This window comes from Streptomyces sp. CA-181903, from assembly GCF_050937075.1.
In the GTDB taxonomy this organism is placed as follows: domain Bacteria; phylum Actinomycetota; class Actinomycetes; order Streptomycetales; family Streptomycetaceae; genus Streptomyces.
On record NZ_JBNJLY010000001.1, the window covers coordinates 1,795,949 to 1,822,642 of the forward strand.

General features: G+C 72.7%; 18 protein-coding genes and 1 pseudogene. 8 read left to right on the top strand and 11 right to left on the bottom strand.

The annotated features are described in order from the left end of the window. Positions 1–152: 152 nt before the first annotated feature. Positions 153–3,182: an excinuclease ABC subunit UvrA gene (gene uvrA, locus ACQEVS_RS07810; protein WP_433017085.1), complete on the bottom strand. Its 3,030-nt coding sequence runs from the start codon at positions 3,180–3,182 to the stop codon at positions 153–155. Positions 3,183–3,433: 251 nt separating this feature from the next. Here uvrA and ACQEVS_RS07815 point away from each other — a divergent pair, with 251 nt between their 5' ends. The 3 genes and pseudogenes from ACQEVS_RS07815 to ACQEVS_RS07825 form a co-directional block, all read left to right on the top strand. Further along, positions 3,434–4,120, top strand: a complete 687-nt coding sequence (locus tag ACQEVS_RS07815) for a maleylpyruvate isomerase family mycothiol-dependent enzyme (protein WP_433017088.1) — start codon at positions 3,434–3,436, stop codon at positions 4,118–4,120. Positions 4,121–4,186: 66 nt separating this feature from the next. Continuing rightward, the gene (locus ACQEVS_RS07820; RefSeq protein ID WP_433017091.1) at positions 4,187–4,843 is read left to right on the top strand and encodes an MBL fold metallo-hydrolase; all 657 of its coding nucleotides are present in this window, start codon (positions 4,187–4,189) and stop codon (positions 4,841–4,843) included. 248 nt (positions 4,844–5,091) lie between these two features. Further along, positions 5,092–6,348 (top strand): annotated as a pseudogene (locus tag ACQEVS_RS07825) (MFS transporter); the annotation flags it as partial. Between the two features lie 87 nt (positions 6,349–6,435). Here ACQEVS_RS07825 and ACQEVS_RS07830 read toward each other — a convergent pair. From ACQEVS_RS07830 to uvrB, 4 genes are all read right to left on the bottom strand, one after another. After that, positions 6,436–7,434 carry a TerC family protein gene (locus tag ACQEVS_RS07830; protein WP_433017094.1) on the bottom strand — a complete coding sequence of 333 codons (999 nt, stop codon included), beginning with the start codon at positions 7,432–7,434 and terminating at the stop codon, positions 6,436–6,438. Between the two features lie 185 nt (positions 7,435–7,619). Then, on the bottom strand, positions 7,620–9,551 hold the full coding sequence (locus ACQEVS_RS07835) for a TerD family protein (RefSeq protein ID WP_433017097.1): 1,932 nt from the start codon (positions 9,549–9,551) through the stop codon (positions 7,620–7,622). A gap of 123 nt (positions 9,552–9,674) precedes the next feature. Beyond that, on the bottom strand, positions 9,675–10,253 hold the full coding sequence (locus ACQEVS_RS07840; protein WP_185943706.1) for a TerD family protein: 579 nt from the start codon (positions 10,251–10,253) through the stop codon (positions 9,675–9,677). Between the two features lie 267 nt (positions 10,254–10,520). Beyond that, complete coding sequence (gene uvrB, locus ACQEVS_RS07845; RefSeq protein ID WP_433017101.1) at positions 10,521–12,656, bottom strand: excinuclease ABC subunit UvrB; 2,136 nt, start codon at positions 12,654–12,656, stop codon at positions 10,521–10,523. A 214-nt stretch (positions 12,657–12,870) separates the two neighbouring features. Here uvrB and ACQEVS_RS07850 point away from each other — a divergent pair, with 214 nt between their 5' ends. The 3 genes from ACQEVS_RS07850 to ACQEVS_RS07860 all read left to right on the top strand — a co-directional run bounded on the left by ACQEVS_RS07850 (position 12,871) and on the right by ACQEVS_RS07860 (position 15,801). Then, a complete protein-coding gene (locus ACQEVS_RS07850) occupies positions 12,871–13,851 on the top strand; it encodes a glycerophosphodiester phosphodiesterase (RefSeq protein WP_433017104.1) in 981 nt (326 codons plus the stop codon). Between the two features lie 115 nt (positions 13,852–13,966). Continuing rightward, the gene (locus tag ACQEVS_RS07855; RefSeq protein ID WP_433017107.1) at positions 13,967–15,412 is read left to right on the top strand and encodes a WGR domain-containing protein; all 1,446 of its coding nucleotides are present in this window, start codon (positions 13,967–13,969) and stop codon (positions 15,410–15,412) included. A gap of 80 nt (positions 15,413–15,492) precedes the next feature. Beyond that, positions 15,493–15,801, top strand: a complete 309-nt coding sequence (locus ACQEVS_RS07860) for a DUF6343 family protein (RefSeq protein ID WP_433017110.1) — start codon at positions 15,493–15,495, stop codon at positions 15,799–15,801. 32 nt (positions 15,802–15,833) lie between these two features. Here ACQEVS_RS07860 and ACQEVS_RS07865 read toward each other — a convergent pair whose 3' ends face one another. From ACQEVS_RS07865 to rpsA, 4 genes are all read right to left on the bottom strand, one after another. Beyond that, entirely contained in the window at positions 15,834–16,202 is a 369-nt protein-coding gene (locus ACQEVS_RS07865; RefSeq protein ID WP_433017113.1) for a tetratricopeptide repeat protein, read from the bottom strand. Between the two features lie 122 nt (positions 16,203–16,324). Then, the gene (gene coaE / locus ACQEVS_RS07870; RefSeq protein ID WP_433017116.1) at positions 16,325–16,939 is read right to left on the bottom strand and encodes a dephospho-CoA kinase; all 615 of its coding nucleotides are present in this window, start codon (positions 16,937–16,939) and stop codon (positions 16,325–16,327) included. Between the two features lie 25 nt (positions 16,940–16,964). Next, positions 16,965–17,909, bottom strand: coding sequence for a proteasome assembly chaperone family protein (locus tag ACQEVS_RS07875; RefSeq protein WP_433017119.1), 945 nt, complete (start codon positions 17,907–17,909; stop codon positions 16,965–16,967). A 160-nt stretch (positions 17,910–18,069) separates the two neighbouring features. Next, on the bottom strand, positions 18,070–19,575 hold the full coding sequence (rpsA, locus tag ACQEVS_RS07880) for a 30S ribosomal protein S1 (RefSeq protein WP_185943698.1): 1,506 nt from the start codon (positions 19,573–19,575) through the stop codon (positions 18,070–18,072). A 371-nt stretch (positions 19,576–19,946) separates the two neighbouring features. Here rpsA and ACQEVS_RS07885 point away from each other — a divergent pair, with 371 nt between their 5' ends. Together ACQEVS_RS07885 and hrpB are read left to right on the top strand one after the other, a co-directional pair. Further along, positions 19,947–20,798: a class I SAM-dependent methyltransferase gene (locus tag ACQEVS_RS07885; protein WP_433017122.1), complete on the top strand. Its 852-nt coding sequence runs from the start codon at positions 19,947–19,949 to the stop codon at positions 20,796–20,798. A gap of 93 nt (positions 20,799–20,891) precedes the next feature. Then, positions 20,892–23,420 carry an ATP-dependent helicase HrpB gene (hrpB, locus tag ACQEVS_RS07890; RefSeq protein ID WP_433017125.1) on the top strand — a complete coding sequence of 843 codons (2,529 nt, stop codon included), beginning with the start codon at positions 20,892–20,894 and terminating at the stop codon, positions 23,418–23,420. 19 nt (positions 23,421–23,439) lie between these two features. Here hrpB and ACQEVS_RS07895 read toward each other — a convergent pair whose 3' ends face one another. Both ACQEVS_RS07895 and polA read right to left on the bottom strand, forming a co-directional pair. Beyond that, complete coding sequence (locus ACQEVS_RS07895) at positions 23,440–23,631, bottom strand: hypothetical protein (RefSeq protein WP_433017128.1); 192 nt, start codon at positions 23,629–23,631, stop codon at positions 23,440–23,442. A 242-nt stretch (positions 23,632–23,873) separates the two neighbouring features. After that, the gene (polA, locus tag ACQEVS_RS07900; RefSeq protein WP_433017131.1) at positions 23,874–26,627 is read right to left on the bottom strand and encodes a DNA polymerase I; all 2,754 of its coding nucleotides are present in this window, start codon (positions 26,625–26,627) and stop codon (positions 23,874–23,876) included. Positions 26,628–26,694 lie beyond the last annotated feature (67 nt).

The window sequence follows — 26,694 nt, forward strand, 5'->3', positions numbered from 1 at the left end:
CGGCGCGGCCGTGCCCGTACCCGACCGCACCGTCCCGCCCCGCCCGCACCGCCCGTGCGGCAGTGGACGGCCCCGGAGCCTCCGCAAGGCCCCGGGTATGCGTCCGGTCCCGTCCCCCCGAAGGGGTCCGGGACCGGACGCCGGCTCCGCGCTCAGGCCCGGCGCGCCGCCGCCTTCTTCGCCGCCGTCTTGGCCGGCGCCTTCTTGGCAGCGGTCTTCTTCGCCGTCGTCTTCGCCGCCGCCGACTTTCCGGCCGCCGCCTTGGCGGCGGTCTTCTTCGCGGGCGCCCGCCGGCTCCCGGCGCCCCGCTTCGGGGCGTCCTCCGGGTCCGGGTCGGCGGCCCGCTCGCCGAGCATCTCCCGCAGGAAGCGGCCGGTGTGGCTGTCCTCGACGGCCGCGACCTCCTCCGGCGTGCCCTCGGCGATGACCAGGCCGCCGTTCTTGCCGCCCTCCGGGCCCATGTCGACGATCCAGTCGGCCGTCTTGATCACATCGAGGTTGTGCTCGATGACGATCACACTGTTGCCCTTGTCGACCAGACCCGACAGCACCGAGATCAGCTTGTTGATGTCCTCGAAGTGCAGACCGGTCGTCGGCTCGTCGAGGACATAGACCGTGCGGCCCGTCGAGCGCTTCTGCAGCTCGCTCGCGAGCTTGACGCGCTGCGCCTCGCCGCCGGACAGCGTCGGGGCCGGCTGCCCGAGCCGCACGTACCCGAGGCCCACCTCGTGGAGGGTCCGCAGGTGGCGCGCGATCGTCGGGACGGCCTCGAAGAAGCCGAGCGCCTCCTCGATCGGCATGTCCAGCACCTCGGCGATGGACTTGCCCTTGTAGTGCACCTCCAGGGTCTCGCGGTTGTACCGCGCCCCGTGGCAGACCTCGCACGGCACGTAGACGTCCGGCAGGAAGTTCATCTCGATCTTGATGGTGCCGTCGCCGGAGCAGTTCTCACAGCGGCCGCCCTTGACGTTGAAGGAGAAGCGGCCGGGCAGGTAGCCGCGGACCTTCGCCTCCATCGTCTCCGCGAAGAGCTTGCGGATGTTGTCGAACACCCCGGTGTACGTGGCCGGGTTGGAGCGCGGCGTCCGGCCGATCGGCGACTGGTCGACGTGGACGACCTTGTCGACCAGGTCGTCGCCGTCCACCCGGGTGTGCCGGCCGGGGACCGTGCGGGCACCGTGCAGCTCACGGGCCAGGTGCGTGTACAGGATGTCGTTGACCAGCGTCGACTTGCCGGACCCCGAGACACCGGTGACGGCCGTGAGCACCCCCAGGGGGAACGACACGTCGATGTCGCGCAGGTTGTTCTCCCGGGCGCCGCGCACGGTCAGCGCGCGCTTCCTGTCGATCGGGCGCCGCCCCTCCGGGGTGGCGATGGCCCGCCGGCCGGAGAGGTACTGCCCGGTCATCGACGCCTCGTTGGCCAGCAGCTCGGCCAGCGGGCCGCTGTGCACGACCTTGCCGCCGTGCTCGCCGGCGCCCGGGCCGATGTCCACGACCCAGTCGGCGACCTTGATGGTGTCCTCGTCGTGCTCGACGACGATCAGGGTGTTGCCCATGTCCCGCAGGCGCACCAGCGTCTCGATGAGCCGGTGGTTGTCGCGCTGGTGCAGGCCGATGGACGGCTCGTCCAGCACGTACAGCACGCCGACCAGGCCGGAGCCGATCTGCGTGGCGAGCCGGATGCGCTGCGCCTCGCCGCCGGAGAGGGTGCCCGCCGCGCGGTTGAGCGAGAGGTAGTCCAGGCCGACGTCGACGAGGAAGCGGAGCCGCTCGTTGACCTCCTTGAGGACGCGCTCGGCGATCTTCTTCTCGCGGCCGGTGAGCGTCATGTCCCGCAGGAAGTCGGCGCACTCGCTGATGGACATCGCGGAGACCTCCGCGATGGACCGGTCCTGGATGGTGACCGCCAGCACGACCGGCTTGAGGCGGGTGCCCTCACAGGTGGGGCACGGCACCTCGCGCATGTAGCCCTCGAAGCGCTCGCGGCTGGAGTCGCTCTCCGCCTCGGAGTGGCGCCGCTTGACGAACGGGATGACGCCCTCGAACGAGGTGGTGTACGCGCGCTCGCGGCCGTACCGGTTGCGGTAGCGCACCTCGACCTGCGTGCGGTGGCCGTTCAGCAGGGCCTTCTTGGCGCGCTGCGGCAACCCCGCCCAGGGGATGTCCGTGCGGAAGCCCAGCTCGTCGGCGAGGGCGGAGACCAGGCGGTGGAAGTAGTCCTTGCTCTGGCCGTGCGCCCAGGGGCTGATCGCGCCCTCGTCGAGGCTCTTGTCCTCGTCCGGGACGATCAGCTCCGGGTCGACCTCCATGCGGGTGCCGATGCCGGTGCAGTCCGGGCAGGCGCCGAAGGGCGAGTTGAAGGAGAAGGAGCGCGGCTCCATCTCCTCGAAGGAGAGGTCGTCGTACGGGCAGTAGAGGTGCTCGGAGTACATCCGCTCACGCTCGGGGTCGTCCTCGGGGAGGTCGACGAAGTCCAGGATGACCATGCCGCCGGACAGGCCCAGCGCGGTCTCGACCGAGTCGGTCAGCCGGCGCTTGGCGCTGCCCTTGACGGTGAGGCGGTCGACGACCACCTCGATGGTGTGCTTCTCCTGCTTCTTCAGCTTGGGCGGCTCGGAGAGCTGGATCGTCTGCCCGTCCACCCGGGCCCGGCTGTAGCCCTTGGTCTGGAGGTCGGAGAAGAGGTCGACGTACTCGCCCTTGCGCTCGCGCACCAGCGGCGACAGCACCTGGAAGCGGCTGCCCTCGGGCAGCTCCAGCACCCGGTCGACGATCGCCTGCGGCGACTGCCGGGAGATCGGCCGCCGGCACTCGGGGCAGTGCGGCTTGCCGATCCGGGCGAACAGCAGGCGGAGGTAGTCGTAGACCTCGGTGATCGTGCCGACCGTGGAGCGCGGGTTGCGCGAGGTCGACTTCTGGTCGATGGACACGGCCGGGGACAGGCCCTCGATGAAGTCCACGTCGGGCTTGTCCATCTGGCCCAGGAACTGCCGTGCGTACGAGGAGAGCGACTCGACGTAGCGGCGCTGCCCCTCGGCGAAGATCGTGTCGAAGGCGAGGGACGACTTGCCCGACCCGGAAAGACCCGTGAAGACGATGAGGGAGTCACGGGGGAGGTCGAGCGAGACGTTCTTGAGGTTGTGCTCGCGCGCGCCACGGACGATGAGACGGTCTGCCACGCCGGTCGGCACCTTTCTTGAGAAGACGAGGGGGTGCGCCGGCCCCGCCGCCACGCGACGCCGGCCCGTGATGCGGGCCCGTCGCGGCGGCAGGGGTCAGTGCGGAGCGATGCTCCCGACCCAGCCAGGGTACGAGAGCGCTGCGGCCATCTCTCCAGGATGCCGCACATCGAGCGTATAGCACGCACATTCGATTTACGGCCGGAGTCCATCTCCTTCACCCGAACGAGTGGCGGCGCTATGGTCGGGCCATGGCTGATCACGAGCACGACCTCGCCCTGGTCGGCGAGGCCACCGACCGGCTGCTGACCGCCGTGGCCAAGCTCCCGGAGTCCGCCCTCGCCGAAGCCTCCCGGCTCCCCGGCTGGACCCGCGGCCACGTCCTGGCCCACCTCGCACGCAACGCCGACGCCCTGGTCAACGTGCTCGGCGGACGGCCCATGTACGCCGACGCCGCGGTCCGGGACGCCGACATCGAACGGGACGCCCCGCGCCCTCTCGCCGTCCACCTCGCCGACCTGCGCGACAGCTCCCGGCGCTTCCTGGAGGCGGCCGCCGCCCCCGGCGACCTCTCCCGTACGGTCACCCTGCGCAACGGCATCACGGACCGCGCCTCCCGGGTCCCCTTCCGGCGGCTGATCGAGGTCGAGCTGCACCATGTGGACCTCGCGATCGGCTACGGGCTCGCGGACCTGCCCGCCGAGTTCACCGACCGGGAGATCGGCTTCCTGGCCCGGCGGTTCTCCGGCCACCCCGGGGTGCCGGCCCTGCTGCTCGCCACGGAGGACGGGCGGGAGTGGCGGACGGGCGGTACGGACGGCCCCCGGCTCCGCGTCTCCGGGCCCGCGCCCGCGCTGCTGGGCTGGCTCGCCGGCCGGAACGACGCCGCCGCCCTGGACACCGGCGGGAGCCCGGTCCCGGCCCTGCCGCCGCTGTGACGCCGGGCACGGCCGCGGGACCGCCGCCCACGGCCCGTGGTCATACCGAGGAACTAGGCTGATCCCATGGCATACACGGGAGCGGTGAAGGTCGGCGGCCCCGCCGACGTACACGAGCTGACCGATCTGATGATCTCCAAGGTCGCGGTCGGTCCCATGCACAACAACGCCTATCTGCTGCGCTGCCGTGCGACGGACGAGCAGCTGCTGATCGACGCCGCCGCCGAGCCGCACACGCTGCTCGGCCTGATCGGCGACGGCGGGATCGCCTCCGTCGTCACCACCCACCGGCACGGGGACCACTGGGGCGCGCTGCGCGAGGTGGTCGACGCCACCGGCGCCCGCACCTACGCCGGGCGGTACGACGCGGAGGGCATCCCGGTGCCCACGGACGTGCCCGTCGAGGACGGCGACACGCTCCGGGTGGGCCGGGTGCCCCTCACCGCCGTCCACCTGGTCGGGCACACGCCGGGCAGCATCGCGCTGGTCTACGACGACCCGCACGGCCACCCGCACGTGTTCACCGGCGACTGCCTCTTCCCGGGCGGCGTCGGCAACACGCACGACGACCCCACGGCGTTCGCCAGTCTGCTCGGTGATGTGGAGACGAAGCTCTTCGGGCGGCTCCCGGACGAGACCTGGGTCTACCCCGGGCACGGCGCGGACACCACCCTGGGCGCCGAGCGGCCCCACCTCGCGGAGTGGCGCGAGCGCGGCTGGTGAGACGGGTGTGACGGCGGCGCCGGGCTCTCCGGCGGCCGGTGCGGGGGGCGCGTAGCCGCCGCAAGGCGCCGGGGGCGCGCGTTGGCCGCAGGGCAACCGGAAGCGGAGGTTCCTTCGCGCCCCCGGAAACGCGCCCGCACGCCCCGTGTCCCGCACCGGCGCGGGAAGTTGGGCGGTACATGCACCGTGACGGCTCCCCCACCGGCCCCGCCGGTCCCACGCCTGCCGGTCCCACCGGTCTCCCCGCCATGCTCCGCCTGGCGACCGCCTCCCTCGTCGGGACGGCCATCGAGTACTACGACTTCTTCGCCTACGGCACCGCGGCCGCGCTGGTGCTGGGGCCGCTCTTCTTCCCCACCGCCTCGCCCCTGATGGGCACACTGGCGGCGTTCGGCACCTTCGGGGTGGGCTTCATCGCCCGCCCGCTGGGCTCCGTCCTCTTCGGACACGTGGGCGACCGGTACGGCCGGCGGCCCGTCCTCGTCGTCTCCCTGCTGCTGACCGGCATCGCCACCGTCGCCGTCGGACTGGTGCCCCCGTACTCCGCGATCGGCGCCGCCGCCCCGCTGCTCCTCCTCGTCCTGCGCTTCCTCCAGGGGCTGGGCCTCGGCGGCGAGTGGGGCGGCGCCGTGCTGCTCACCACCGAGCACGCCCCCGCGCACCGCCGGGCGCTGTGGTCGTGCTTCCCCCAACTCGGCCCGCCACTGGGCTTCCTGCTCGCCAACGGCATCACCCTCGGCCTCTCCGTCGGCCTCACCGACGCGCAGTTCCGCTCCTGGGGCTGGCGGGTGCCCTTCTGGGTGGCGGGCGTGCTGGCGGCCGGCGGCATGCTGCTCCGCAGCCGGATCAGCGAGTCCCCCGAGTTCCACGAACTCCCGCCCGGGCAGCGGGCCCCGCTGCCCATCGCCGAGGTGGTCCGCGACCACTGGCGGCTCGTCCTGCTCTCCGCCGGCGGGCTGACCATGGGCTACGCGGTCTACTACACGGTCACCACCTGGGCCCTGGCCTACGGCACCGAACGGCTCGGCATCGACCGCACCGTGATGCTGGTCTGCGTCATGGTCGCGGTCGTCGCCTCGGGCGCCGCCACCCCGCCGCTCGCCCTCCTCGGCGACCGCGTCGGACGGCGCCCGCTGTGCCTGGCCGGGTGTGTGGCCGTCGTCCTGTGGATGTTTCCGATGATCGCCCTGCTGCACACCGGGAACCCCGTGCTGATGACGGTGGGCTTCGTCGTGGCGATGCTGGCCTTCATGATCACATTCGCCGTGGTCGGCGCATACCTGCCGGAGCTCTATGCGCCCCGGGTGCGCTGCACGGGCGCCACCGTCGGCTACAACCTCGCGGGCATCCTGGGCGGCGCGGTCACACCGCTGGTCGCCACCGCGCTCACCCGGGGGGACCGGCCGCCGTGGGGCGTGGCCGTCTTCCTCATCGCCGTCGCGCTGCTCAGCCTGGCCTGCTTCGCCCTGCTGCCCGAGACCCGGCCTGCGTCCCCGGAGGCGACGGAGGCCGCGCCGCGGGTCACACCGGACGCCACCCCGGGGGCCGGGCTCCCCGGCCCCCGGACCGCGACCACCTGGGAGCGCGTCGGCTCAGACATCCGCGTGGACGTCCGTGTGCTCCCGGCTCCCTTCGGCGCCGGCCCGCTCGGCCTTGGCGGAGGCGCGCAGGCTGGTGACCGTGGTGACGGCGAGCACCGCGCAGATGACGCCCAGCGAGACCGGAATGCCGATCTCCGGCACCGGCACCCCGCTCTCGTGGAGGGCGTGCAGCACCAGCTTGACGCCGATGAAGCCGAGGATCACCGACAGCCCGTACGAAAGGTGGACCAGCTTCCGCAGCAGGCCGCCTATCAGGAAGTACAGCTGGCGCAGGCCCATGAGGGCGAAGGCGTTGGCAGTGAAGACGATGTACGCGTCCTGGGTCAGGCCGAAGATCGCCGGGATTGAGTCCAGGGCGAAGAGGACGTCGGTCGTGCCGATCGCCAGCATGACGATCAGCATCGGCGTCATCAGGCGCCGTCCCCCCTCCACGACGAAGAGCTTGGTGCCGTGGTACCGGTCCGTGGAGGGGAAGCGGCGTTCGACCGCCTTCAGGAAGCGGTTCTCCTCGAACTCCTCTTCCTCCTCGTCCGCGCGCGCCTCCTGGATGAGCTTCCAGGCGGTCCAGACGAGGAACGCCCCGAAGAGGTAGAAGACCCAGGAGAAGTTGGCGATGATCGCCGCGCCCGCGCCGATGAACACGGCCCGCAGGACGAGGGCTATGAGGACGCCCACCATCAGCACCCGCTGCTGATAGGCGGCGGGTACCGCGAACTTGCCCATGATCAGGACGAAGACGAAGAGGTTGTCGACGCTCAGCGACTTCTCCGTGATGTAGCCGGCGAAGAACTCGCCCGCCGGCTGCCCGCCGCCCAGGAACAGCAGGCCCAGGCCGAACAGGCCGGCGAGGACGACCCAGACGACCGTCCAGGTGCCGGCCTCCTTGAGGGAGACCTCGTGCGGCTTCCGGCCGCCGATGAAGAAGTCGGCGGCGATCAGGGCGCACAGACCGGCGACGGTCAGCAGCCACAGCGTCAGGGAGACGTCCACGGGACCTCCGGCATCTCGTACGGCAACTTCCAGCGTCGTCGCTGCCGGAGGCTCCTTCCACTCGCCCGTTCACCCGGCACACCGGGTGCCGGCCGGCGCCGGGGTCGCCTCCGCATCACCAACGGTACAGGAAGCACCAAGAAAGAGTAAAGAGAATCCCAAGTGACCGCCAAGGGCGGGTCCGGTCAGAGTCCGTAGGCCCGCCTCGCCTGCCCCACCTGCCACAGCACTTGCCGCACCACATCGCTGCCGGCCGGGGCGAGCGACGGCTCGTACGTCCAGGCGTGCCGCACCCACGGATCCGCGAGGTGGTCGTCCGGCACCGGTGTGATCCGCAGGAGCGAGCGCCACAGCGGGTCGAGGACGGGGCCGAATCCCCGCGAGTCCTCCCGGTCGGCCACCATCATCAGGTGCACGCCCACGGCCGGGCCCTCGTCCGCGAGGTAGCGGAGCTGGGTGACCGCGCGGTCGTCGAAGCCGTGCGGGAAGTCGTTGACGATCAGCAGCTGCTCGGCGGTGTCCAGGTCGGGCGGCAGCGCGTCGGTGGCTCCGCTGCGGACCGCCATCTGCACCAGGTCGACGCGCCGGGTCAGCTCGGTCAGGACGGCGGCGACCCCCTGGGCCCCGGCCACCGGGGGCCGCGCCAGCACCCCGTGTTCGACGAGCGGCGCCAGGGCGGCCGAAGCCGAACCGGCCGGGTCCAGGACGTGCACACCGAACTCGCCGACGGGGTGCACCGCCAGCAGCCGCGCGGCGTGCGCCACCGCGCAGTCCATGGCCAGCCGGCGCAGCTCGGCGGGGTCGGCCATGTCCGTGCCCGAGCCGGTCGCGCGGCCGCAGTCGACCCACAGGCCGCGCTGGAGCGGCAGCCGGACCAGCATGGGGATGCGCAGCCCCCGCCGCTCCGGCAGGTGCAGGTCGCCCAGCCGCAGCGCCATCGGCGTCTCCAGCGGCGCCTGGTAGGCGTGCCAGACGGGGCTGTCCCAGCGGGCCAGGGCGGGCGGCAGCGCGTGCTCGACGACCTCGGCCTCGGCGGTGAGCTGGGCGAGGTCGCGGTCGAGCACGGCACGGGCCCGCTCCACCAGGCCGCCGTGCTTGGCACGCGCCTCCTCGCGGGCCGCGTCGGCGGCCGGACCGACCCGGGTGGCGGGGTCGGAGAGCACCCGGTCGAGCTCCTTCTCCAGCCGCGACTCGGCGAAACCGACCGCGCTGCGGTAGGCGGCGGTGCTCCGGGCCAGGTCCTCGAACATGCCCCACACCTGGTTGTACAGGCGCTCCTCCATCGTCCAGCCGGCGGCGTCCCCGGCCACGGGCTCCGGCGGCGTCCCCGGCCGGGCGGCCGGGGCGGCGGGGGCGGGCTGCGGGGGCTCGTCGGCCCGGCGGCGCGGATGCCGGTAGTCGACGGGACCGGCCGGGGACGGCGTCTCGGGCGCGGGAACGGCCTGCGGGACGGCGGGCGACGCTGCCTGGGCGGTGGGGTCGGCGGACCAGTCCACCGCCGTCCCGGCGTGCCGGCAGCCGCTCCCGGCGTGCCGCGCCGAAGGCTGCGACGCGGAGAGCACGGGCGCGCTCCCGGCCGCCTCCGCCTCGACGCCCGCGGCGAGCTCGGCGGCGCGGTCCACCCCGAGGTCGCGGAAGAGCTCGGCGAGGCCGCCCGCGTAGCCCTGGCCGACGGCCCGGACCCGCCAGGCGCCCTGGCGGCGGTAGAGCTCCACGGCCACCAGCGCGGTCTCGGCGTCCAGTTCGGTGACGGTGAAGCTGGCGATGTCGTCACCGCCGGCCCCGGACAGGGCGACAAAGGGCGCGGCCGTCGCCCCGAACCGCGCCGGGCCCCGGCCGCCGGGCGGCAGGGCGAGCAGCACGTGCACGCGGTGCACGGAGTCGGGCAGGGCGTCCAGTTCGACGGAGAGCCGCTGCGCCGCGGCGACGCCGGCCGGCACCTCCACGCCGGGCAGCCGCGGGGAGCCGGGACGGGCGACCCGCCCGGCGTCCGGAACCCTGCCGTCCGCGCCGCCGAGCGCGGCTCCCACCACCACCGGGTCCCCCGCCGAGACCCGGATCTCCAACCGGCTCTCGGTCAGCGGGTGGTTTTGCCCCCGTACCAGCTCGGCCGTCATCGCCCTGCTCCCCCTCCTCTGTGTCCTGTGCGCCGCAGAAGCCCGGTGGCGCCGCGCCACCGGGCCGTTCCGTACTGTCCGTGCTCCCGAGTCCGCCCCGTCGGACCCGCCCCCGGCGGGGGGCTACAGGATCGTCGCGATCACCGGGTAGAGGTCGTGGATCGTGCGGCCGTTGGACGGGGTGCCGATGGCCGTCATCTGCCAGCCGCCGCCCACCCGGTGGACCTTCGCCATGATCTGCGCGGTGTACGGGCCGCCGCCGTCGAGCGTGTAGCGGGCCAGCTCCTGGCCGGTGTTGTCGTCGACCAGCCGGCAGTGGGCGCTGGTGATCTCGGAGAAGGTCTGCCCGCTGAAGGAGTTCACCGCGAAGACGATCTGGTCGACGTGGACGGGCACCCGGTCGAGGTCGACCAGGATCGTCTCGTCGTCGCCGCCGGTGCCGGCGCCGCCCACAAGGTTGTCCCCGGTGTGCCGCACCGAACCGTCGTGGCTCACCAGGTGGTTGAACCAGACGTCGTCGATGTGCTGGCCGTCCGCGAACATGCTCGCGGAGGCGTCGAGGTCGATCTCCGTGGTGCGCGACCTGAACAGTCCCCGGCGCGGGGCCGACTTCCAGCCCAGCCCCATCCGCACCGCGGTCAGGCTTCCCCCGCCGGCCTTCTGCAGGCTGATGCCCTGACCCTTGGACAAGTTGACTGTCACGCGCGGTCCCTTCTCATTCGTCGTTCGGTCACCGTCGTACGACGCCGTACGGTGCTTCCCCCGGAACGCCGCGCGCGTGCGCGGCGCATGGAACGACCCTATGCACTCCCGCTCCCGCCTGCTCCACCCAGGGCGGTTTGTGGCGGTCTTGCGACATCTCCACCGGGCCTTTCCGGACAAAGGAACCGGGCGAGGGAGCCGGACAAGGGAACTGCGGCTTCCACCCCGACGGCCCCGCCGCGAGGGGCCGTCGGGGTGGAGACGCCGTCAGGCGACCCCCGCCTCCTTCATCTGCCGCAGCTCCTTCTTCAGCTCGCCCACCTCGTCGCGCAGCCGCGCGGCGACCTCGAACTGGAGCTCCGCCGCGGCGGCCCGCATGCGGTCCGTCATGTCCTCGATGAGCCGGGCCAGTTCCGCCGCCGGGCGGTCGGTCGCGACGGCCGCCTTGGCCTTGCCCTTCTTGCCGCCGCCCGCGGCCGTCGGAACGGGAGCCCTCCCCTTCTTCTCGCCGCCCTTGCCCTTGTCCGCCGGCTGCCGGTAGCCCGAGCCCAGCAGCTCCTGGGTGTCGATCTCCTCACGGACGATGGTGGCGACGATGTCACCGATCTTCTTCCGCAGCGGCTGCGGGTCGATGCCCCGCTCCTTGTTGTACGCGATCTGCTTGGCGCGGCGCCGGTTGGTCTCGTCGATGGCCTTCTCCATCGCCGGCGTGATCTTGTCGGCGTACATGTGGACCTGGCCCGAGACGTTGCGCGCCGCGCGGCCGATGGTCTGGATCAGCGAGGTGCCGGAGCGCAGGAAACCCTCCTTGTCGGCGTCGAGGATCGCCACCAGCGACACCTCGGGCAGGTCGAGACCCTCGCGCAGCAGGTTGATGCCCACCAGGACGTCGTACTCGCCGGCCCGCAGCTCGCGCAGCAGCTCGACGCGGCGCAGGGTGTCGACGTCGCTGTGCAGGTAGCGCACCTGGATGCCGAGCTCCAGGAAGTAGTCCGTCAGGTCCTCGGCCATCTTCTTGGTGAGCGTCGTGACCAGGACCCGCTCGTCCTTCTCGGTGCGCTTGCGGATCTCGTGCACCAGGTCGTCGATCTGGCCCTCGGTCGGCTTGACGACGACCTCCGGGTCGACCAGCCCGGTGGGCCGGATGATCTGCTCGACGTAGCCGTCGGACTTCGCCAGCTCGTACTTGCCGGGCGTCGCGGACAGGTAGACGGTCTGCCCGATGCGCTCGGTGAACTCCTCCCACTTCAGCGGGCGGTTGTCCATGGCGGACGGCAGCCGGAAGCCGTGCTCGACCAGGGTGCGCTTGCGGGAGGCGTCGCCCTCGTACATGGCGCCGATCTGCGGCACGGTGACGTGCGACTCGTCGATGACGAGGAGGAAGTCGTCCGGGAAGAAGTCCAGCAGGGTGTTGGGCGGGGAGCCCGGCTCTCGGTCGTCCATGTGCAGCGAGTAGTTCTCGATGCCGGAGCAGGAGCCGATCTGCCGCATCATCTCGATGTCGTACGTGGTGCGCATGCGCAGCCGCTGGGCCTCCAGCAGCTTGCCCTGCTTCTCCATGCGCGCCAGCGTCTCCTCCAGCTCCGCCTCGATCCCGGCGATGGCCTTCTCCATCCGCTCGGGGCCGGCGACGTAGTGGCTGGCGGGGAAGACGTACAGCTCCCGATCGTCCGAGATGACCTCGCCGGTCAGCGGGTGCAGCGTGGACAACGCCTCGATCTCGTCGCCGAACATCTCGATGCGGACGGCCAGTTCCTCGTAGACCGGGAAGATCTCGATGGTGTCCCCGCGCACCCGGAAGGTGCCCCGGGTGAAGGCCAGGTCGTTGCGCGTGTACTGGATCTCCACGAAGCGGCGGAGCAGGTCGTCCCGGTCGATCTCCTCGCCCACCTTGAGCGGAACCATGCGGTCCACGTACTCCTGGGGCGTGCCCAGGCCGTAGATGCAGGACACGGAGGCCACCACGACCACGTCCCGCCGGGTGAGCAGCGAGTTGGTCGCGGAGTGCCGCAGCCGCTCCACCTCCTCGTTGATCGAGGAGTCCTTCTCGATGTACGTGTCCGACTGCGGGACGTACGCCTCGGGCTGGTAGTAGTCGTAGTACGAGACGAAGTACTCGACCGCGTTGTTGGGCAGGAGCTCGCGGAACTCGTTGGCGAGCTGGGCCGCGAGCGTCTTGTTGGGCGCCATGACGAGCGTCGGCCGCTGGAGCTTCTCGATCATCCACGCCGTGGTCGCCGACTTGCCGGTACCGGTCGCGCCGAGCAGGACGACGTCCTTCTCACCCGCGCGGATGCGCTTCTCCAGCTCGGCGATGGCAGCCGGCTGGTCACCGCTGGGCTGGTAGGGACTGACGACCTCGAAAGGCGCCACTTTGCGTTCGATCTGGGAAACGGGCCGCATGTGACCACCGTACGACCTGCCACTGACAACGGCCGGTGCGACGGCCTTCACCTGCGGTTTTCCCAGATGGACCGGAGGTGAGGATGCGGCGGACGATCCGCCGCCCGGCCGTCCTTCCTGCTGCGCGGGGCGGGGGTTTCCGGTACGACTGTCTCCGTACGCCATGGACCGGTCGCCACCGCGCCCGGCACCCCGGACGCCGCGAGGAGCCCCGATGCGCATCCGCCCCGCCTCCCCCGTGACCCGCACCCTCCTGGCCCTGGCCGTGACCGTCCCGGTCGCGCTGGGCCTCGTCACACCGGCCGCCGAGGCCGTCCCGGACACCGGCGCCGCGCCGGACTCCGCTGCCACGGAACGCGCCCGGGTGCCGCTCACGATCGGGCACCGCGGGGTGCCGGTCCAGGCCCCCGAGAACACCCTCGCCTCCATCGACAGAGCCGCCCGGCTGGGCATCGGCTGGGTCGAGAACGACGTCCAGCGCACCAAGGACGGCAAGCTGGTCGTCATCCACGACACCACCCTCACCCGGACCACCGACGTCAGGAAGCGCTTCCCGGACCGGGCGCCCTGGAAGGTCGGCGACTTCACCCTGGCCGAGATCCGCAAGCTGGACGCGGGCAGCTGGTTCGACCGCCGCTTCGCCGGCGAGCGCGTCCCCACCCTCGACGGCTACCTCCGGCGGGTCGACCACAACCACCAGAAGCTGCTCCTGGAGGTCAAGGCGCCCGAGCTGTACCCCGGCGTCGAGCGCCAACTGGTGGCGGAGCTCCGCCGGGCCGGCTGGCTCGACCGGCGGCACGTCGGCGGCCGGCTGGTCGTCCAGAGCTTCAACGCCGCCTCGCTCCGCACCTTCCACGGCCTGCGCCCCGAGGTGAAGACCGGCTTCCTCGGCGCGCCGAAGCCCGCCGAACTCCGCGACTACGCCAGGTTCGCCGACCAGATCAACCCTGACCACACCAAGGTCGACGCGGCCTGGGTGCGGTCGGTGCACGGCGTCAAGGGCCCGCACGGCCGGCGGCTGGAGATTTCCGCCTGGACCGTGGACGACCCCCGGCGCGCGGTCGCCCTGGCCCGTCTCGGCGTGGACGCGGTCATCACCAACACCCCGCACGTGATCGCGAAGGCGCTGGAGGAGGCCGCCCAGGGCACGGCCGGCCGCCCGCTCACCCCGGCGAACGTCCCCGACGCGGCCTGACCGTCCGCTCCACACCCCCGCCGGCCTGCGGAAACGGCCCGTTGTCAGTGGCACCCCCTAACGTTCCGGGCAGTGAAGGGCGGCCGTCCGGGGCCGCCGGGGAGGGGGGCCTGTCATGTCCGTCACACCGTCCGCGTCCGAGCGCACCTACCTGGAGCTCTCGCAGGAGGGCGCCGGCGCGCACAAGTTCTACGAGGTGACGGTGGACGGCACGACCGTCACCGTCCGCTACGGCCGGATCGGCGCGGCGGGCCAGGTGCAGACCTCGTCCTTCGCCACCGAGGACAAGGCGCGGGCCGCCGCCGCGAAGAAGGTCGGGGAGAAGGTCCGCAAGGGATACGCGCCGGCCGTGCCGGGCGGCCGGGCCGCCCGCCCGGTGACGCGCCGCCAGGTGTCCTCGGCGCCCTCGACCGCCCGCGCGGTCGCCCCGGTGCTGTGGCGCTTCCGCACGGGCGCCGCGGCCTTCGGCATCCACGTCGACGAGGAGCGCTGCTGGGTCGGCAACCAGGCCGGCGACGTCTTCACGCTCGGCCACGGCGGCGAGGTCCTCGCCCGCTACAAGCTGCCGGACGGCGTCAAATGCCTGGTGGCGGACGACTTCTGGATCTACGCCGGGTGCGACGACGGCACGGTCTACGACCTGTCGTCCAAGCTGCCCTTCGCGGCCTACGAGGTCACGCCCTCCGTCGACATCTTCTGGCTGGACATCCACGAGGGCGTGCTCAACGTGGCCGACCGGGACGGCGGTCTGACCGTCATCGACCACGAGGACGAGCACCAGTGGTCACGCCGGAGCGACGGCGGCTACGCGTGGATGGTCCGCCGGGACGCGCACGCCGTCTACCACGGCCACTCCGCGGGCGTGACCGCTTACGCCCCCGACGGCGGCGCCCGGCTCTGGCACAGCCCCACCGACGGCCCGGTCCTCTTCGGCTGGCAGGAGGACCGCTCCGTCTACGCGGGCACCGCCCGGCGCAGCGTGCAGCGGCTGTCGAAGGCGACGGGCCGTATCGAGGCGACCTACCGGTGCGACGCGGTCGTCTACTCCTGCGCCACCGCCCCCGGCGGCCGCTACGTCTTCGCGGGCGACAACTCCTCGTCCGTCTACTGCTTCGACGCTGACGGCACCCGGCTGTGGAAGCTCGGCACCGGCAGCGGCTCGGCGCTGTCCATGCAGTACCTGGACGAACGGCTGTACATGGTCACCACCGACGGCTCCCTGGTGTGCGTGGACGCCTCGGACGCGGCGGTCACCGCCGCCCGTTCCGGCACCGTCCCGGTGCCGCGCGACATCAAGTCGGCCGCCGCTCTGCCCGCGTACACCCCGGCGACCACGGTGGCCACCGTCGACGCCGTCCCGGCCTCGGGCGTCGTGGTCGAGTGCGTCCAGGAGGGCGGACGGCTCCGCGTGCACGTGGTGTCCGAGGGCTACGAGCCCGCCTGGAACGTCCAGTTCCCCCGCCACATCCGCCGGGCCGGCGCCCGCTACGTCGTCGACGCCCTGGCACCGGCCTCCGGAGGCTTCTACCGCGTCCGGGGCGAGATACGGCGGCTGGTCTGACCCGGGCGCCTTCAACGGCGGGCGGTCCGGGTTCCGCGCGGACGGCGGCGGGTGGATCCTGGGAGGGGGAGATGGTGCCCATGCGTACGGGAAACGAGCCCCTCACGGCCCGCAGCCCGCTGCGGCTGCGCTGCGGGCTGGCCGTCCTCGGCCTGGTGTTCTCCGGCGCGGGAGCCGCGCTGTTCGCGCTCACCGGCCATCCCGGCTGGGCGGCGGCCTTCGCGGCCCTGGCCCTGGTGACCGTCGCCGACCTGTCGGTGGTGATCCACCACATCCACCAGGGCGCGCACTACCAGCCGGGCCGCGACGTGCCGCCTTACGAGCCGCTCGGCGACGACCGGCCGCCGGGCCCACGGCCCGGCCCCGACCGCCCGGGCCCACGGCCTTGACCCTGCTGCCGGCCCGGCCGCGCCGGGCGCCCTCAGCCCTTGTCCTCGAAGCGGGCCGCCGCCACGAAGTCCGGCCGGGGGTCGAGTGCCGCGGCGAGCCGGAAGTGCCGCACGGCCTCCTCGGGCCGGCCCGAGCGCACGAGCGTCCGCCCGAGCGCGAAGTGGGCGAACGCGTTGTCCGGTTCGCGCTCCAGCACGTGCTGGAACTCGCGCTCGGCCGGGCGGAGCCGGGCGGCGGCGAAGTAGGCGCGTGCCCGCAGCAGGCGGGCCGCGGTGTTCTCCGGATGGGAGGCGATGACCGAGTCCAGCAGCTTGACCGCGCCGCGCGGGTCGCGGGCGTCCAGCAGTCGCTCGGCGGAGCGGAAGTCGATGACGTGGGTCTCGGGTGTCGGCTCGGCCACGGGCACGGTCCCTTCCCTGTCGATAACCCCGAAGGATGCGGCACCCCCGAAGGGTGCGGCCCGCACAACGCCGGGACGTCAAGCCCTATTCCCGGCCGTGCCCCGGGAAGCGCCCGCGGCTCCTAGGACGCTCCCCGCCGCTCCGCCGCCCGCGCGCACAACCCGGCCCACACCTCGTCCACCCGGGCCTCCAGCTCGGCCACCGGGCCGTCGTTGGCGATCACGATGTCGGCCGCCGTAAGCCGCTGTTCCCGCGTCGCCTGGGCGGCCATCCGGGCGCGGGCCTCCTCGGGCGCCATGCCCCGGAGCCGCACCAGCCGGTCCAGCCGTGTGTCCTCCCGGGCGTCGACCACGACGACCAGGTCGTACAGCGGGGCGAGGCCGTTCTCGACCAGGAGCGGCACGTCGTGCACGACGACCGCGTCCGGCGCGGCCGCGGCCTCCAGCTCGGCCGACCGGGCCCGCACCAGCGGATGGACGATCGCGTTCAGCGCGGCCAGCCGCCCGGCGTCGGCGAAGACGACGGAGCCGAGGCGCGGGCGGTCCAGCGAGCCGTCCGGGGCCAGCACCTCCGGCCCGAACTCGGCCACGACCGCGGCGAGTCCCGCCGTCCCCGGCTCCACCACCTCCCGCGCGATCCGGTCCGAGTCGACGATCACCGCTCCGTGCGCGGCCAGCCGGCGCGACACCTCGCTCTTGCCCGCGCCGATACCGCCCGTGAGACCCACCTTCAGCATGGGCCCCACGCTATCGGCCGCCGGTTCACCGGCCGCCCTCGCCCTCCCGGTCGGCGAGGAACCGCTCGAACTCCGCGCCGAGTTCGTCCGCGGAGGGCAGTTCCAGCGGCTCGGCGACGAGGTTCCCACGCGTCTCCGCGCCGGCCATCGCGTCGTACTGGTGCTCAAGCCCACGGACGAGCGCCACCAGTTCCTCGTCCCCCTCGGCGACCTGCCGCTCGATCTCCTCCTGGGTGCGCAGCGCCTGACTGCGCAGCGCGTGCGCGGCGTTGGGCAGCACCAGGCCGGTGGCCGAGGTGATCGCTTCCAGGGCGACCAGCGCGGCGTCCGGGTAGGGCGAGCGGGCGACGTAGTGCGGGACGTGGGCGGCGATGCCCAGGACGTCGTGGCCCGCCTCCGTCAGCCGGTACTCGATCAGCGCCTCGGCGCTGCCGGGCACCTGCGCCTCGTCGAAGTGGCCGCGGTGGCCCGGGACCAGCTCCGCCCGGTTGCCGTGCGGGGTGATGCCGACGGGACGGGTGTGCGGCACGCCCATCGGGATGCCGTGGAAGTTGACCGAAAGGCGTACGTTCAGCCGCTCCACCAACTCCCGTACGGCGGCGGCGAACCGCTCCCACTCGACGTCCGGCTCCGGTCCGGACAGCAGGAGGAACGGCGCGCCGGTGGCGTCCTGGACGATCCGCAGCTCGATCTTCGGCGTCTCGTAGGCGCTCCAGCGGTCCCGCTGGAAGGTCAGCAGCGGGCGGCGCGCCCGGTAGTCGACGAGCCGGTCGTGGTCGAAGCGGGCCACGACCTGGTTCGGCAGCTGGTCGAGCAGCCGCTCGACGATCTGCTCACCGGTCGCTCCGGCGTCGATGTAGCCCTCGAAGTGGTAGAGCATGACCAGGCCGGCGGTTTCCTGAGCCAGGGCCAGGTCGGCCACGGCGAGCCCCTTGGGCTCCCATTCGTACAAACCCTGCGGATCCAACACGGTGACCGTTCCTCCTCATGTTCCTTGGGAGGGAACGTCCTTGACCGCCGCCGCCATTCCCGGGAGCGGCCCGCACGCCCCGGAACGCGCGTGAGGCCCGCTCCCCCGAAGGGGAACGGGCCTCACGTCAGCCTGCGGTCAACCGCGGCCGGTCAGAGCCTCAGCTCTGGCCGCCGGCGAGCTTCTCGCGGAGGGCGGCCAGCGCCTCGTCCGACGCCAGGGCGCCGGAGGTGTCGGCCGACTCCGAGGAGTACGAACCGCCGGAGACGTTGCCGGCACCGGAGGCGGCGGCCGGAGCGGCAGCACCCTCGGCAGCGGCCTGCTCGTCGGCCTCGCGGGACTTGATGACCTGCGCCTGGTGCTGCTCGAAGCGCTGCTGCGCCTCGGCGTACTGGCGCTCCCACTCCTCGCGCTGCTTCTCGTAACCCGGCAGCCAGTCGTTGGCCTCGGGGTCGAAGCCCTCGGGGTAGATGTAGTTGCCCTGGTCGTCGTAGGACGCGGCCATGCCGTACAGGGTCGGGTCGAACTCGACCACGGACGGGTCGGCACCGAAGGACTCGTTGGCCTGCTTCAGCGAGAGGCTGATGCGGCGGCGCTCGAGGTCGATGTCGATGACCTTGACGAAGATCTCGTCGTTGACCTGGACGACCTGCTCCGGGATCTCCACGTGGCGCTCGGCCAGCTCGGAGATGTGGACCAGACCCTCGATGCCCTCGTCGACGCGGACGAACGCGCCGAACGGAACGAGCTTGGTGACCTTACCCGGGACGACCTGACCGATCTGGTGGGTCCGGGCGAACTGCTGCCACGGGTCTTCCTGGGTGGCCTTGAGCGACAGGGAGACGCGCTCGCGGTCCATGTCGACGTCCAGGACCTCGACCGTGACCTCCTGGCCGACCTCGACGACCTCGGAGGGGTGGTCGATGTGCTTCCAGGACAGCTCGGAGACGTGGACGAGACCGTCGACGCCGCCCAGGTCCACGAAGGCACCGAAGTTGACGATGGAGGAGACGACGCCGGAGCGCACCTGACCCTTCTGGAGGGTGGTGAGGAAGGTCTGACGGACCTCGCTCTGGGTCTGCTCCAGCCAGGCGCGGCGGGACAGGACCACGTTGTTGCGGTTCTTGTCCAGCTCGATGATCTTCGCCTCGAGCTCCTTGCCCACGTAGGGCTGGAGGTCGCGGACGCGACGCATCTCGACCAGGGAGGCCGGGAGGAAGCCGCGGAGGCCGATGTCGAGGATGAGACCACCCTTGACGACCTCGATGACGGTACCGGTGACGATCCCGTCCTCTTCCTTGATCTTCTCGATGGTGCCCCAGGCACGCTCGTACTGGGCGCGCTTCTTCGAGAGGATCAGGCGGCCTTCCTTGTCCTCCTTCTGGAGAACGAGGGCCTCGACCTGGTCACCGACGCTGACGACCTCATTGGGGTCGACGTCGTGCTTGATCGAGAGCTCGCGGGAAGGGATGACGCCTTCGGTCTTGTAACCGATGTCGAGCAGGACCTCGTCCCGGTCGACCTTCACGATGACGCCGTCGACGATGTCGCCGTCGTTGAAGTACTTGATCGTCTCGTCGATCGCGGCGAGGAAGGCTTCCTCGTTACCGATGTCGTTGACCGCAACCTGCGGGGTGGTGGCGGTGGTCTCGGTGCTGCTCGTCATGTGGGAAAGGGCTCCGGTACGGACATTGAGTCGTAGGTACTGCTACGCCATGAGCCCGTGTATCGCACCGCCGAAGCCGGACAGCTTAGAAGCGCACTATCCGGATGACTCCGGAAGCGCCTCGACAACCGAGGGGACATACAACAAGTACGAAAGCGGCCTGCTCGGTCCGAGGCGCGCAGGCTCGCAGCGCAACTTGTAGCATACGGGGGCAGCCGGACACGGTCAATGCGCGAAGGCGCACACCAGGGACAAAATGCCCCGAATCCGGCACAACTCACCTTGTGGGAGCCGTTCGAGACCCTCCGGCGGCCGAATACTTTACCCGCAAGCCCCCCTCACCCCATCACCCCGGGATCGCGACCACCCAGATGACGCCAGACACGTACGAGCCGCGGCAGGACCTCCGGGACCCTCAGGGTCACGAGGAAGGCGAACCGGAGGCGACCAGGCGAAACGCCGGCGAGACCGAGAGCAGCCGGGCCAGCCGGGTCTGGTGGGACGGCAACGCCGACGAGTACCAGCGGGAACACGGGGCGTTCCTCGGCGACGACCGTTTCGTCTGGGGCCCGGAGGGGCTCGACGAGGCGGACGCCGGACTGCTCGGCCCGGCCACCGGCCTGGCCGGACGGGACGTCCTGGAGATCGGCGCCGGGGCCGCCCAGTGTTCGCGCTGGCTCGCCGCCCAGGGGGCCCGGCCGGTGGCGCTGGACCTCTCGCACCGCCAGCTCCAGCACGCGCTGCGGATCGGCGGGGGCGTCCCCCTGGTGGAGGCGGACGCCCGCGCGCTGCCCTTCGCGGACGGCTCCTTCGACCTGGCGTGCTCGGCCTACGGCGCGGTGCCGTTCGTGGCCGACCCGGTGCGGGTGATGCGCGAGGTGCGGCGGGTGCTGCGGCCCGGCGGCCGGTGGGTCTTCTCCGTCACCCACCCCATCCGCTGGGCCTTCCCGGACGAGCCGGGCCCCGAGGGCCTGTCCGTCGCGGCCTCCTACTTCGACCGCACCCCTTATGTGGAGCAGGACGAGACGGGGCGCGCCGTCTACGTGGAGCACCACCGGACGCTCGGCGACCGGGTGCGGGACGTGGTGACGGCCGGGTTCCGGCTCGTCGACCTCGTCGAGCCGGAATGGCCGGATTGGAACCACCAGGAGTGGGGCGGCTGGTCCCCGCTGCGCGGGCACCTGATCCCGGGCACGGCGATCTTCGTCTGCGAACGGGACTGAGTCCGCGGCACGGAAGGAGGCCGCACCCCGACCACAAGTGTGGCCGGGGTGCGGCCTCCTTCCGTTTCCGGCGGGTCGGCGACACTGGTGCGCGTGATCCGTACCGACGTCCTCGACCGGCTTCCCGTCCGCGGCGCACTGCCCGCGCTCGTCTCCGCCCTGGACGGGCACGGCACCGCCGTGCTCTGCGCGCCGCCCGGCACGGGCAAGACGACGCTGGTGCCGCTGGTGCTGGCCGGTCTGGTGGGGGCGCCGGGTCCGGTGCGGCGGGTCCTGGTGGCCGAGCCGCGGCGGATCGCCGCCCGCGCGGCGGCGCGGCGCATGGCGTGGCTGCTGGGCGAGGAGGCCGGGGGCCGGGTGGGGTTCACGGTGCGCGGCGAGCGCAGGGTGGGGCCCGGGACCGTCGTGGAGGTGGTCACGACCGGCGTGCTGCTGCAGCGGCTCCAGCGCGATCAGGAACTCTCCGGGGTCGACGTGGTGGTGCTCGACGAGTGCCACGAGCGGCACCTGGACGCCGACACGGCGGCGGCGTTCCTGCTGGACGTGCGGGCCGCGCTGCGGCCGGAGCTGCGCCTGGTCGCCGCGTCCGCGACGACCGACGCCGAGGGCTGGGCGCGGCTGCTCGGCGACGCGCCGGTGGTGGCCGCCGAGGGCGTGTCGCACCCGGTGGAGACGGTGTGGGCGCCGCCGGAGCGGGCGGTGCGGCCCCCGCACGGGACGCGCGTGGACCCGGTGCTGCTGGAGCATGTGGCCGGGGTGGTGCGGCAGGCACTGCGGGAGCGGGCGGGCGACGTGCTCTGCTTCCTGCCCGGGGTCGGCGAGATCGCCCGGGTCGCGGGGCTGCTGGGCGGCCCGGCGGAGCTCGGGGCGGAGGTCCTCCAGGTGCACGGACGGGCTCCGGCGGCCGTACAGGAGGCTGTTCTGGCGGGCGGGTCGGGGGCGCGGCGGGTGGTGCTGGCGACGTCGGTGGCCGAGTCGAGCCTGACCGTGCCCGGCGTCCGCGTGGTGGTGGACTCCGGGCTGGCCCGGGAACCGCGTACGGACCACGCGCGCGGGCTGAGCGCGCTGACCACCGTCCGCGCGTCGCGGGCCGCCGGCCGGCAGCGGGCCGGGCGGGCGGGGCGTGAGGCGCCGGGGACCGTCTACCGCTGCTGGGCGGAGGCCGACGAGACGCGGCTGACCGCCTTCCCGGCGCCGGAGATCCTGGTCGCCGACCTGACGGCGTTCGCGCTGCAGGCGGCCTGCTGGGGTGATCCGGACGCGAGCGGCCTGGCGCTGCTGGACCCGCCGCCGCCCGGCGCGCTGGCCGCCGCGCGCGCCGTGCTGACGGCCACGGGCGCCGTCGACGCGGACGGGCGCCCCACCGCGCGCGGGCACCGCATGGCCCGGCTGGGTGTGCACCCGCGGCTGGCCCGGGCCCTGCTGGACGGCGCGGCGGAGGTGGGGGCGCGGCGCACGGCCGAGATCGTCGCGCTGCTGAGCGAGGAGCCGCCGCGCGAGTACGGCGACGACCTGGCGGCCGCCTGGCGGGCCGCGCGCCGGGGCGGTGACGCGTACTCCGCCCGCTGGCGGGCGGAGGCCCGGCGGCTGGAGTCGGCCCTGCGCGGGGTCGCCGAAGGGAGGTCCGGGGACGCGCTCACCGACGACGCCGCGGCGGGCCTGGTCGCCGCGCTGGCGTTCCCCGAGCGGGTGGCGCGGGCGCGCGGCGAGGGCGCGTTCCTGATGGCGTCGGGGACCGGCGCCGCCCTCGGCGACGGCTCGCGGCTGCGCTGCGCGCCGTGGCTGGCGGTGGCCGTGGCCGACCGGCCGGTCGCCTCGGCGTCGGCGCGGGTGCGGCTGGGTGCGGTGATCGACGAGGACACGGCACGCACGACCGCCGGGGCGCTGTTCGCCGAGGCGGAGGAGGTGTGCTGGTCGGTGGAGCGCGGTGACGTGGTGGCCCGGCGCGTGGCCCGGCTGGGCGCGGTCGAACTGTCCTCCCGGCCGCTCTCCTCCCCCGACCGCGGCCTCCTCCGCGCGGCCCTGGTGGAGGGGCTGCGGGCCGAGGGGCCGGGGCTGCTGCGCTGGGGGCCGGAGGCGACCGGGCTGCGGGAGCGGCTCGCGTTCCTCCACCGCGAGCTGGGCGCGCCCTGGCCGGACGTCTCCGACGAAGCGCTGCTGGCGGCCCCCGAGGCGTGGCTGGGCCCGGAGCTGGACGCGGCGCGGCGCCGTGCCGACCTGGAGCGGGTGGACGCCCGGGCCGCACTGGAACGGCTGCTTCCGTGGGCGGGCGGGGAGGCGGCCCGGCTGGCGGAGCTGGCCCCGGAGCGGATCGAGGTGCCCAGCGGGTCGCGGATCCGGGTGGACTACGGGAGCGGGCGGCCGGTACTGGCCGTCAAGCTGCAGGAGTTGTTCGGCTGGCAGCGGACACCGACGGTCGCCGGCGGGCGGGTGCCCGTCCTCGTCCACCTGCTGTCACCGGCCGGGCGCCCGGCGGCGGTCACGGCGGACCTGGCCTCGTTCTGGCGCGACGGCTACCGGGCGGTCCGGGCCGAGCTGCGGGGCCGCTATCCGCGGCATCCCTGGCCGGAGGACCCGTCGACGGCGGAGCCCACGCGGCGGGCGAACGCCCGGCGCCGGTGAGGGCGCCGGGCGGGGCCGGTCAGGGCAGATAGCGTTCCAGCGCCGCCGCGCCCTTCTCCTCGATGTGCCGCCGGGCGGCCTCCACCCGTTTCGGAGTGACGTCGTGCCCCGAGGCCATGACCAGGTCCTCGGGGTCGAAGGGTCGCTCACTCCCAGTGTAGAGCCGCTGCGGCGCTGATGCCGTGGACGCGTCCTCGGGACTCTCCTTCACGGCGAGCCTCCTCTGCTCCGCGGTTCCCTTCCCAGGGAACCGGCCGTTCGGGTTTCCCTCCATCGTGTGACACGGATCGGGCGTTCGCACACCGATCTCCCGGGAAAAACTTCGGTCTCCCCGGAAACACCGGCCCGGCGCGTCTCCGGAAACCGGAAACACCGGCCCCGCGCCTTCGGAAACACGCGCACCCGCCGACGGCCTGCGCGGTCGGCGGGTGCGCGGCGGCTCTCGCCGGTGGCTCAGTGGGCGGCGGACTCCCAGTCGCCGCCGACGCCCACCGACACGTCGAGCGGGGCCCGCAGGCTCACGGCCCCGGCCATCTCCCGGCGCATCAGTTCCTCGACCCTCTCCCGCTCGCCCGGGGCCACCTCCAGCACGATTTCGTCGTGCACCTGGAGCAGCATCCGGGTGGCCAGCTTCTCCTTCTCCAGCGCCTCGGCCACCCGCAGCATGGCGACCTTGACGATGTCGGCGGCGGTGCCCTGGATGGGCGCGTTGAGCGCCATCCGTTCCGCCATCTCCCGCCGCTGGCGGTTGTCGCTGTTGAGGTCGGGCAGGTAGCGGCGGCGGCCGAGCATCGTCTCGGTGTAGCCGGTGGCGCGGGCCTCCTCGACGACCCGGCGCAGATAGTCGCGCACCCCGCCGAACCGCTCGAAGTAGGTGTCCATCAGGCCGCCCGCCTCGCCCGGGGAGATCCCGAGCTGCTGCGAGAGGCCGAACGCGGACAGGCCGTAGGCAAGCCCGTACGACATGGCCTTGATCTTCCGGCGCATCTCCGGGTCGACGTCGGCCTTGGCCACGCCGAAGACCTGGGAGGCGACCGTGGTGTGCAGGTCCTCACCGGAGGTGAACGCCTCGATGAGGCCCTCGTCCTCCGACAGGTGGGCCATGACGCGCAGTTCGATCTGGCTGTAGTCGGCCGTCATCAGCGACTCGAAGCCCTCGCCGACCACGAAGCAGCGGCGGATGCGGCTGCCGTCGCCGGTGCGCACCGGGATGTTCTGCAGGTTGGGGTCGGTGGAGGACAGCCGTCCGGTGGCGGCCACCATCTGGTTGAAGGTGGTGTGGATCCGGCCGTCCGCCGCCAGGTTGTTGATCAGGCCGTCGACGGTGGTCTTGAGCTTGGCGCGGTCGCGGTGGCGCAGCAGGACGACCGGCAGCTCGTTCTCCGTCTGCGCGGCCAGCCAGGCCAGCGCGTCGGCGTCGGTGGTGTAACCGGTCTTGATCTTCTTGGTCTTGGGCAGGCCGAGTTCCTCGAAGAGGATCTCCTGGAGCTGCTTGGGCGAGGAGAGGTTGAACTCGCGGCCGGCGGCGCGGTGCGCCTCGGCGACCGCCTGCTCGATCTCGCCCAGGTACTCCTCGGACAGTCGCTCCAGGCGGGCCCGGTCGACGGCGATGCCCTCGCGCTCCATGGCGACGAGCAGGTCGCCGACCGGGAGCTCCAGGTCGCGCATGAGCTCCAGCGCGCCCGTCCCGGCGAGCTTCCGCTCGTAGAAGACGCCCAGGTCGAGGACCGCGCGGCCTTCGACCATCAGCTTCTCGGCCGCTTCCTTGTCGGCCGTGCCGTCGAAGTCGAACGCCTGCTGGCCGGCTTCGGCCTTGTCGGGATCGACGCGCGGGAGGGTGCGGCCGAGCTTGTCCTCGACCAGCACCTCCAGCTCGGTGAGCTGGCGCTTGCCCTTGTTGAAGCGGACCTTGCCGGCCCGCTTCTGCCGGTGGCGGTTGAGCGGGTCCGTCTCGAAGGGCCGGGAGCCCGGCTCGTCCAGGTAGGCGGCGACGGCGGTGTCCATGGTGACGCCCTCGACCCGCCAGCCGCGCTCGGCGAACACGCGGACGACGCGCTTGCCCATGTGCAGCACCTTGGGGCGGTCCGCGTCGGCCAGCCAGGCGGCGAACGCCCGGTCGTCGTCCTCGGACAGCTCCTGCGGGACGAACCAGCAGGCGCGGTCGTCCGGCAGGGCCAGCGCCACCTCGTGGACATCGCCCGTGCCGAGCTTCCAGTCGTAGCCGGCCACCACGGCGGCCGGCACGTCCGCCGGGATGTCGGCCAGCCAGCCGGCCAGCTCGCCCTGGCCCAGCATCCGGCCGTCCAGCTCGATCTCCAGCTCCTCGGCCGCCTCCTCCACGACCGCGGCCGGGTCCGTGCCCCACAGCCGGTCGCGCAGGCTCCGGTTGCGGATCTCCAGCCGGTCCAGCAGCTCGCCGAGCGCGCTGAGGTCGTACGCCTCCCGGACCAGGCCCTCCGGGCCCGTCGACAGCTCGACGTCGCGCACCATCTCGGTGAGGCGGCGGTTGAGCTTGACCGCCTCCAGGTGCTCCCGCAGGTTCTGCCCGGCCTTGCCCTTGACCTCGTCGGCCCGCTCCACCAGCTCCGCGAACGAACCGAACTGGTTGATCCACTTCGCGGCGGTCTTCTCACCGACGCCCGGGATACCGGGCAGGTTGTCCGACGGGTCACCGCGGAGCGCCGCGAAATCCGGGTACTGGGCGGGCGAGAGACCGTACTTCTCCTGGACCTTCTCCGGCGTGAAGCGGGTCAGCTCGGAAACGCCCTTGGTCGGGTACAGCACCGTGACGGCGTCGCTGACCAGCTGGAACGAATCCCGGTCGCCGGTGACGATCGACACCTCGAAGCCCTGCGCCTCGGCCTGGACCGCCAGGGTGGCGATGACGTCGTCGGCCTCGTACCCGTCGACGGCGAAGCGCGGCACCCGCATGTGGTCCAGCAACTCGCCGATCAGCTCCACCTGCCCCTTGAACTCGTCCGGGGTCTTGGAACGGGTCGCCTTGTACTCCGCGTACTCCTCGGAGCGCCACGTCTTGCGCGACACGTCGAACGCCACCGCGAAGTGCGTGGGGCTCTCGTCACGCAGGGTGTTCGCGAGCATCGACGCGAAGCCGTACACCGCGTTCGTCGGCTGACCGCCGGTGGTCGTGAAGTTCTCCGCGGGCAGCGCGAAGAACGCCCGGTAGGCCATGGAGTGCCCGTCCATCAGGAGCAGGCGGGGACGGCCTCCCGTACCTCCCCCACGGCCTCGGGGCCGGTCTGCTCGGTCGCGT

Coding starts and splice junctions, on each gene's coding strand:
- coaE (WP_433017116.1), bottom strand. CDS start 16,939: ATGCTGAAGGTGGGTCTCACGGGCGGTATCGGCGCGGGCAAGAGCGAG.
- ACQEVS_RS07835 (WP_433017097.1), bottom strand. CDS start 9,551: ATGACGGCCGAGCTGGTACGGGGGCAAAACCACCCGCTGACCGAGAGC.
- ACQEVS_RS07820 (WP_433017091.1), top strand. CDS start 4,187: ATGGCATACACGGGAGCGGTGAAGGTCGGCGGCCCCGCCGACGTACAC.
- uvrB (WP_433017101.1), bottom strand. CDS start 12,656: ATGCGGCCCGTTTCCCAGATCGAACGCAAAGTGGCGCCTTTCGAGGTC.
- ACQEVS_RS07855 (WP_433017107.1), top strand. CDS start 13,967: ATGTCCGTCACACCGTCCGCGTCCGAGCGCACCTACCTGGAGCTCTCG.
- ACQEVS_RS07815 (WP_433017088.1), top strand. CDS start 3,434: ATGGCTGATCACGAGCACGACCTCGCCCTGGTCGGCGAGGCCACCGAC.
- ACQEVS_RS07850 (WP_433017104.1), top strand. CDS start 12,871: ATGCGCATCCGCCCCGCCTCCCCCGTGACCCGCACCCTCCTGGCCCTG.
- polA (WP_433017131.1), bottom strand. CDS start 26,627: ATGGACGGGCACTCCATGGCCTACCGGGCGTTCTTCGCGCTGCCCGCG.
- ACQEVS_RS07860 (WP_433017110.1), top strand. CDS start 15,493: ATGCGTACGGGAAACGAGCCCCTCACGGCCCGCAGCCCGCTGCGGCTG.
- rpsA (WP_185943698.1), bottom strand. CDS start 19,575: ATGACGAGCAGCACCGAGACCACCGCCACCACCCCGCAGGTTGCGGTC.
- ACQEVS_RS07885 (WP_433017122.1), top strand. CDS start 19,947: ATGACGCCAGACACGTACGAGCCGCGGCAGGACCTCCGGGACCCTCAG.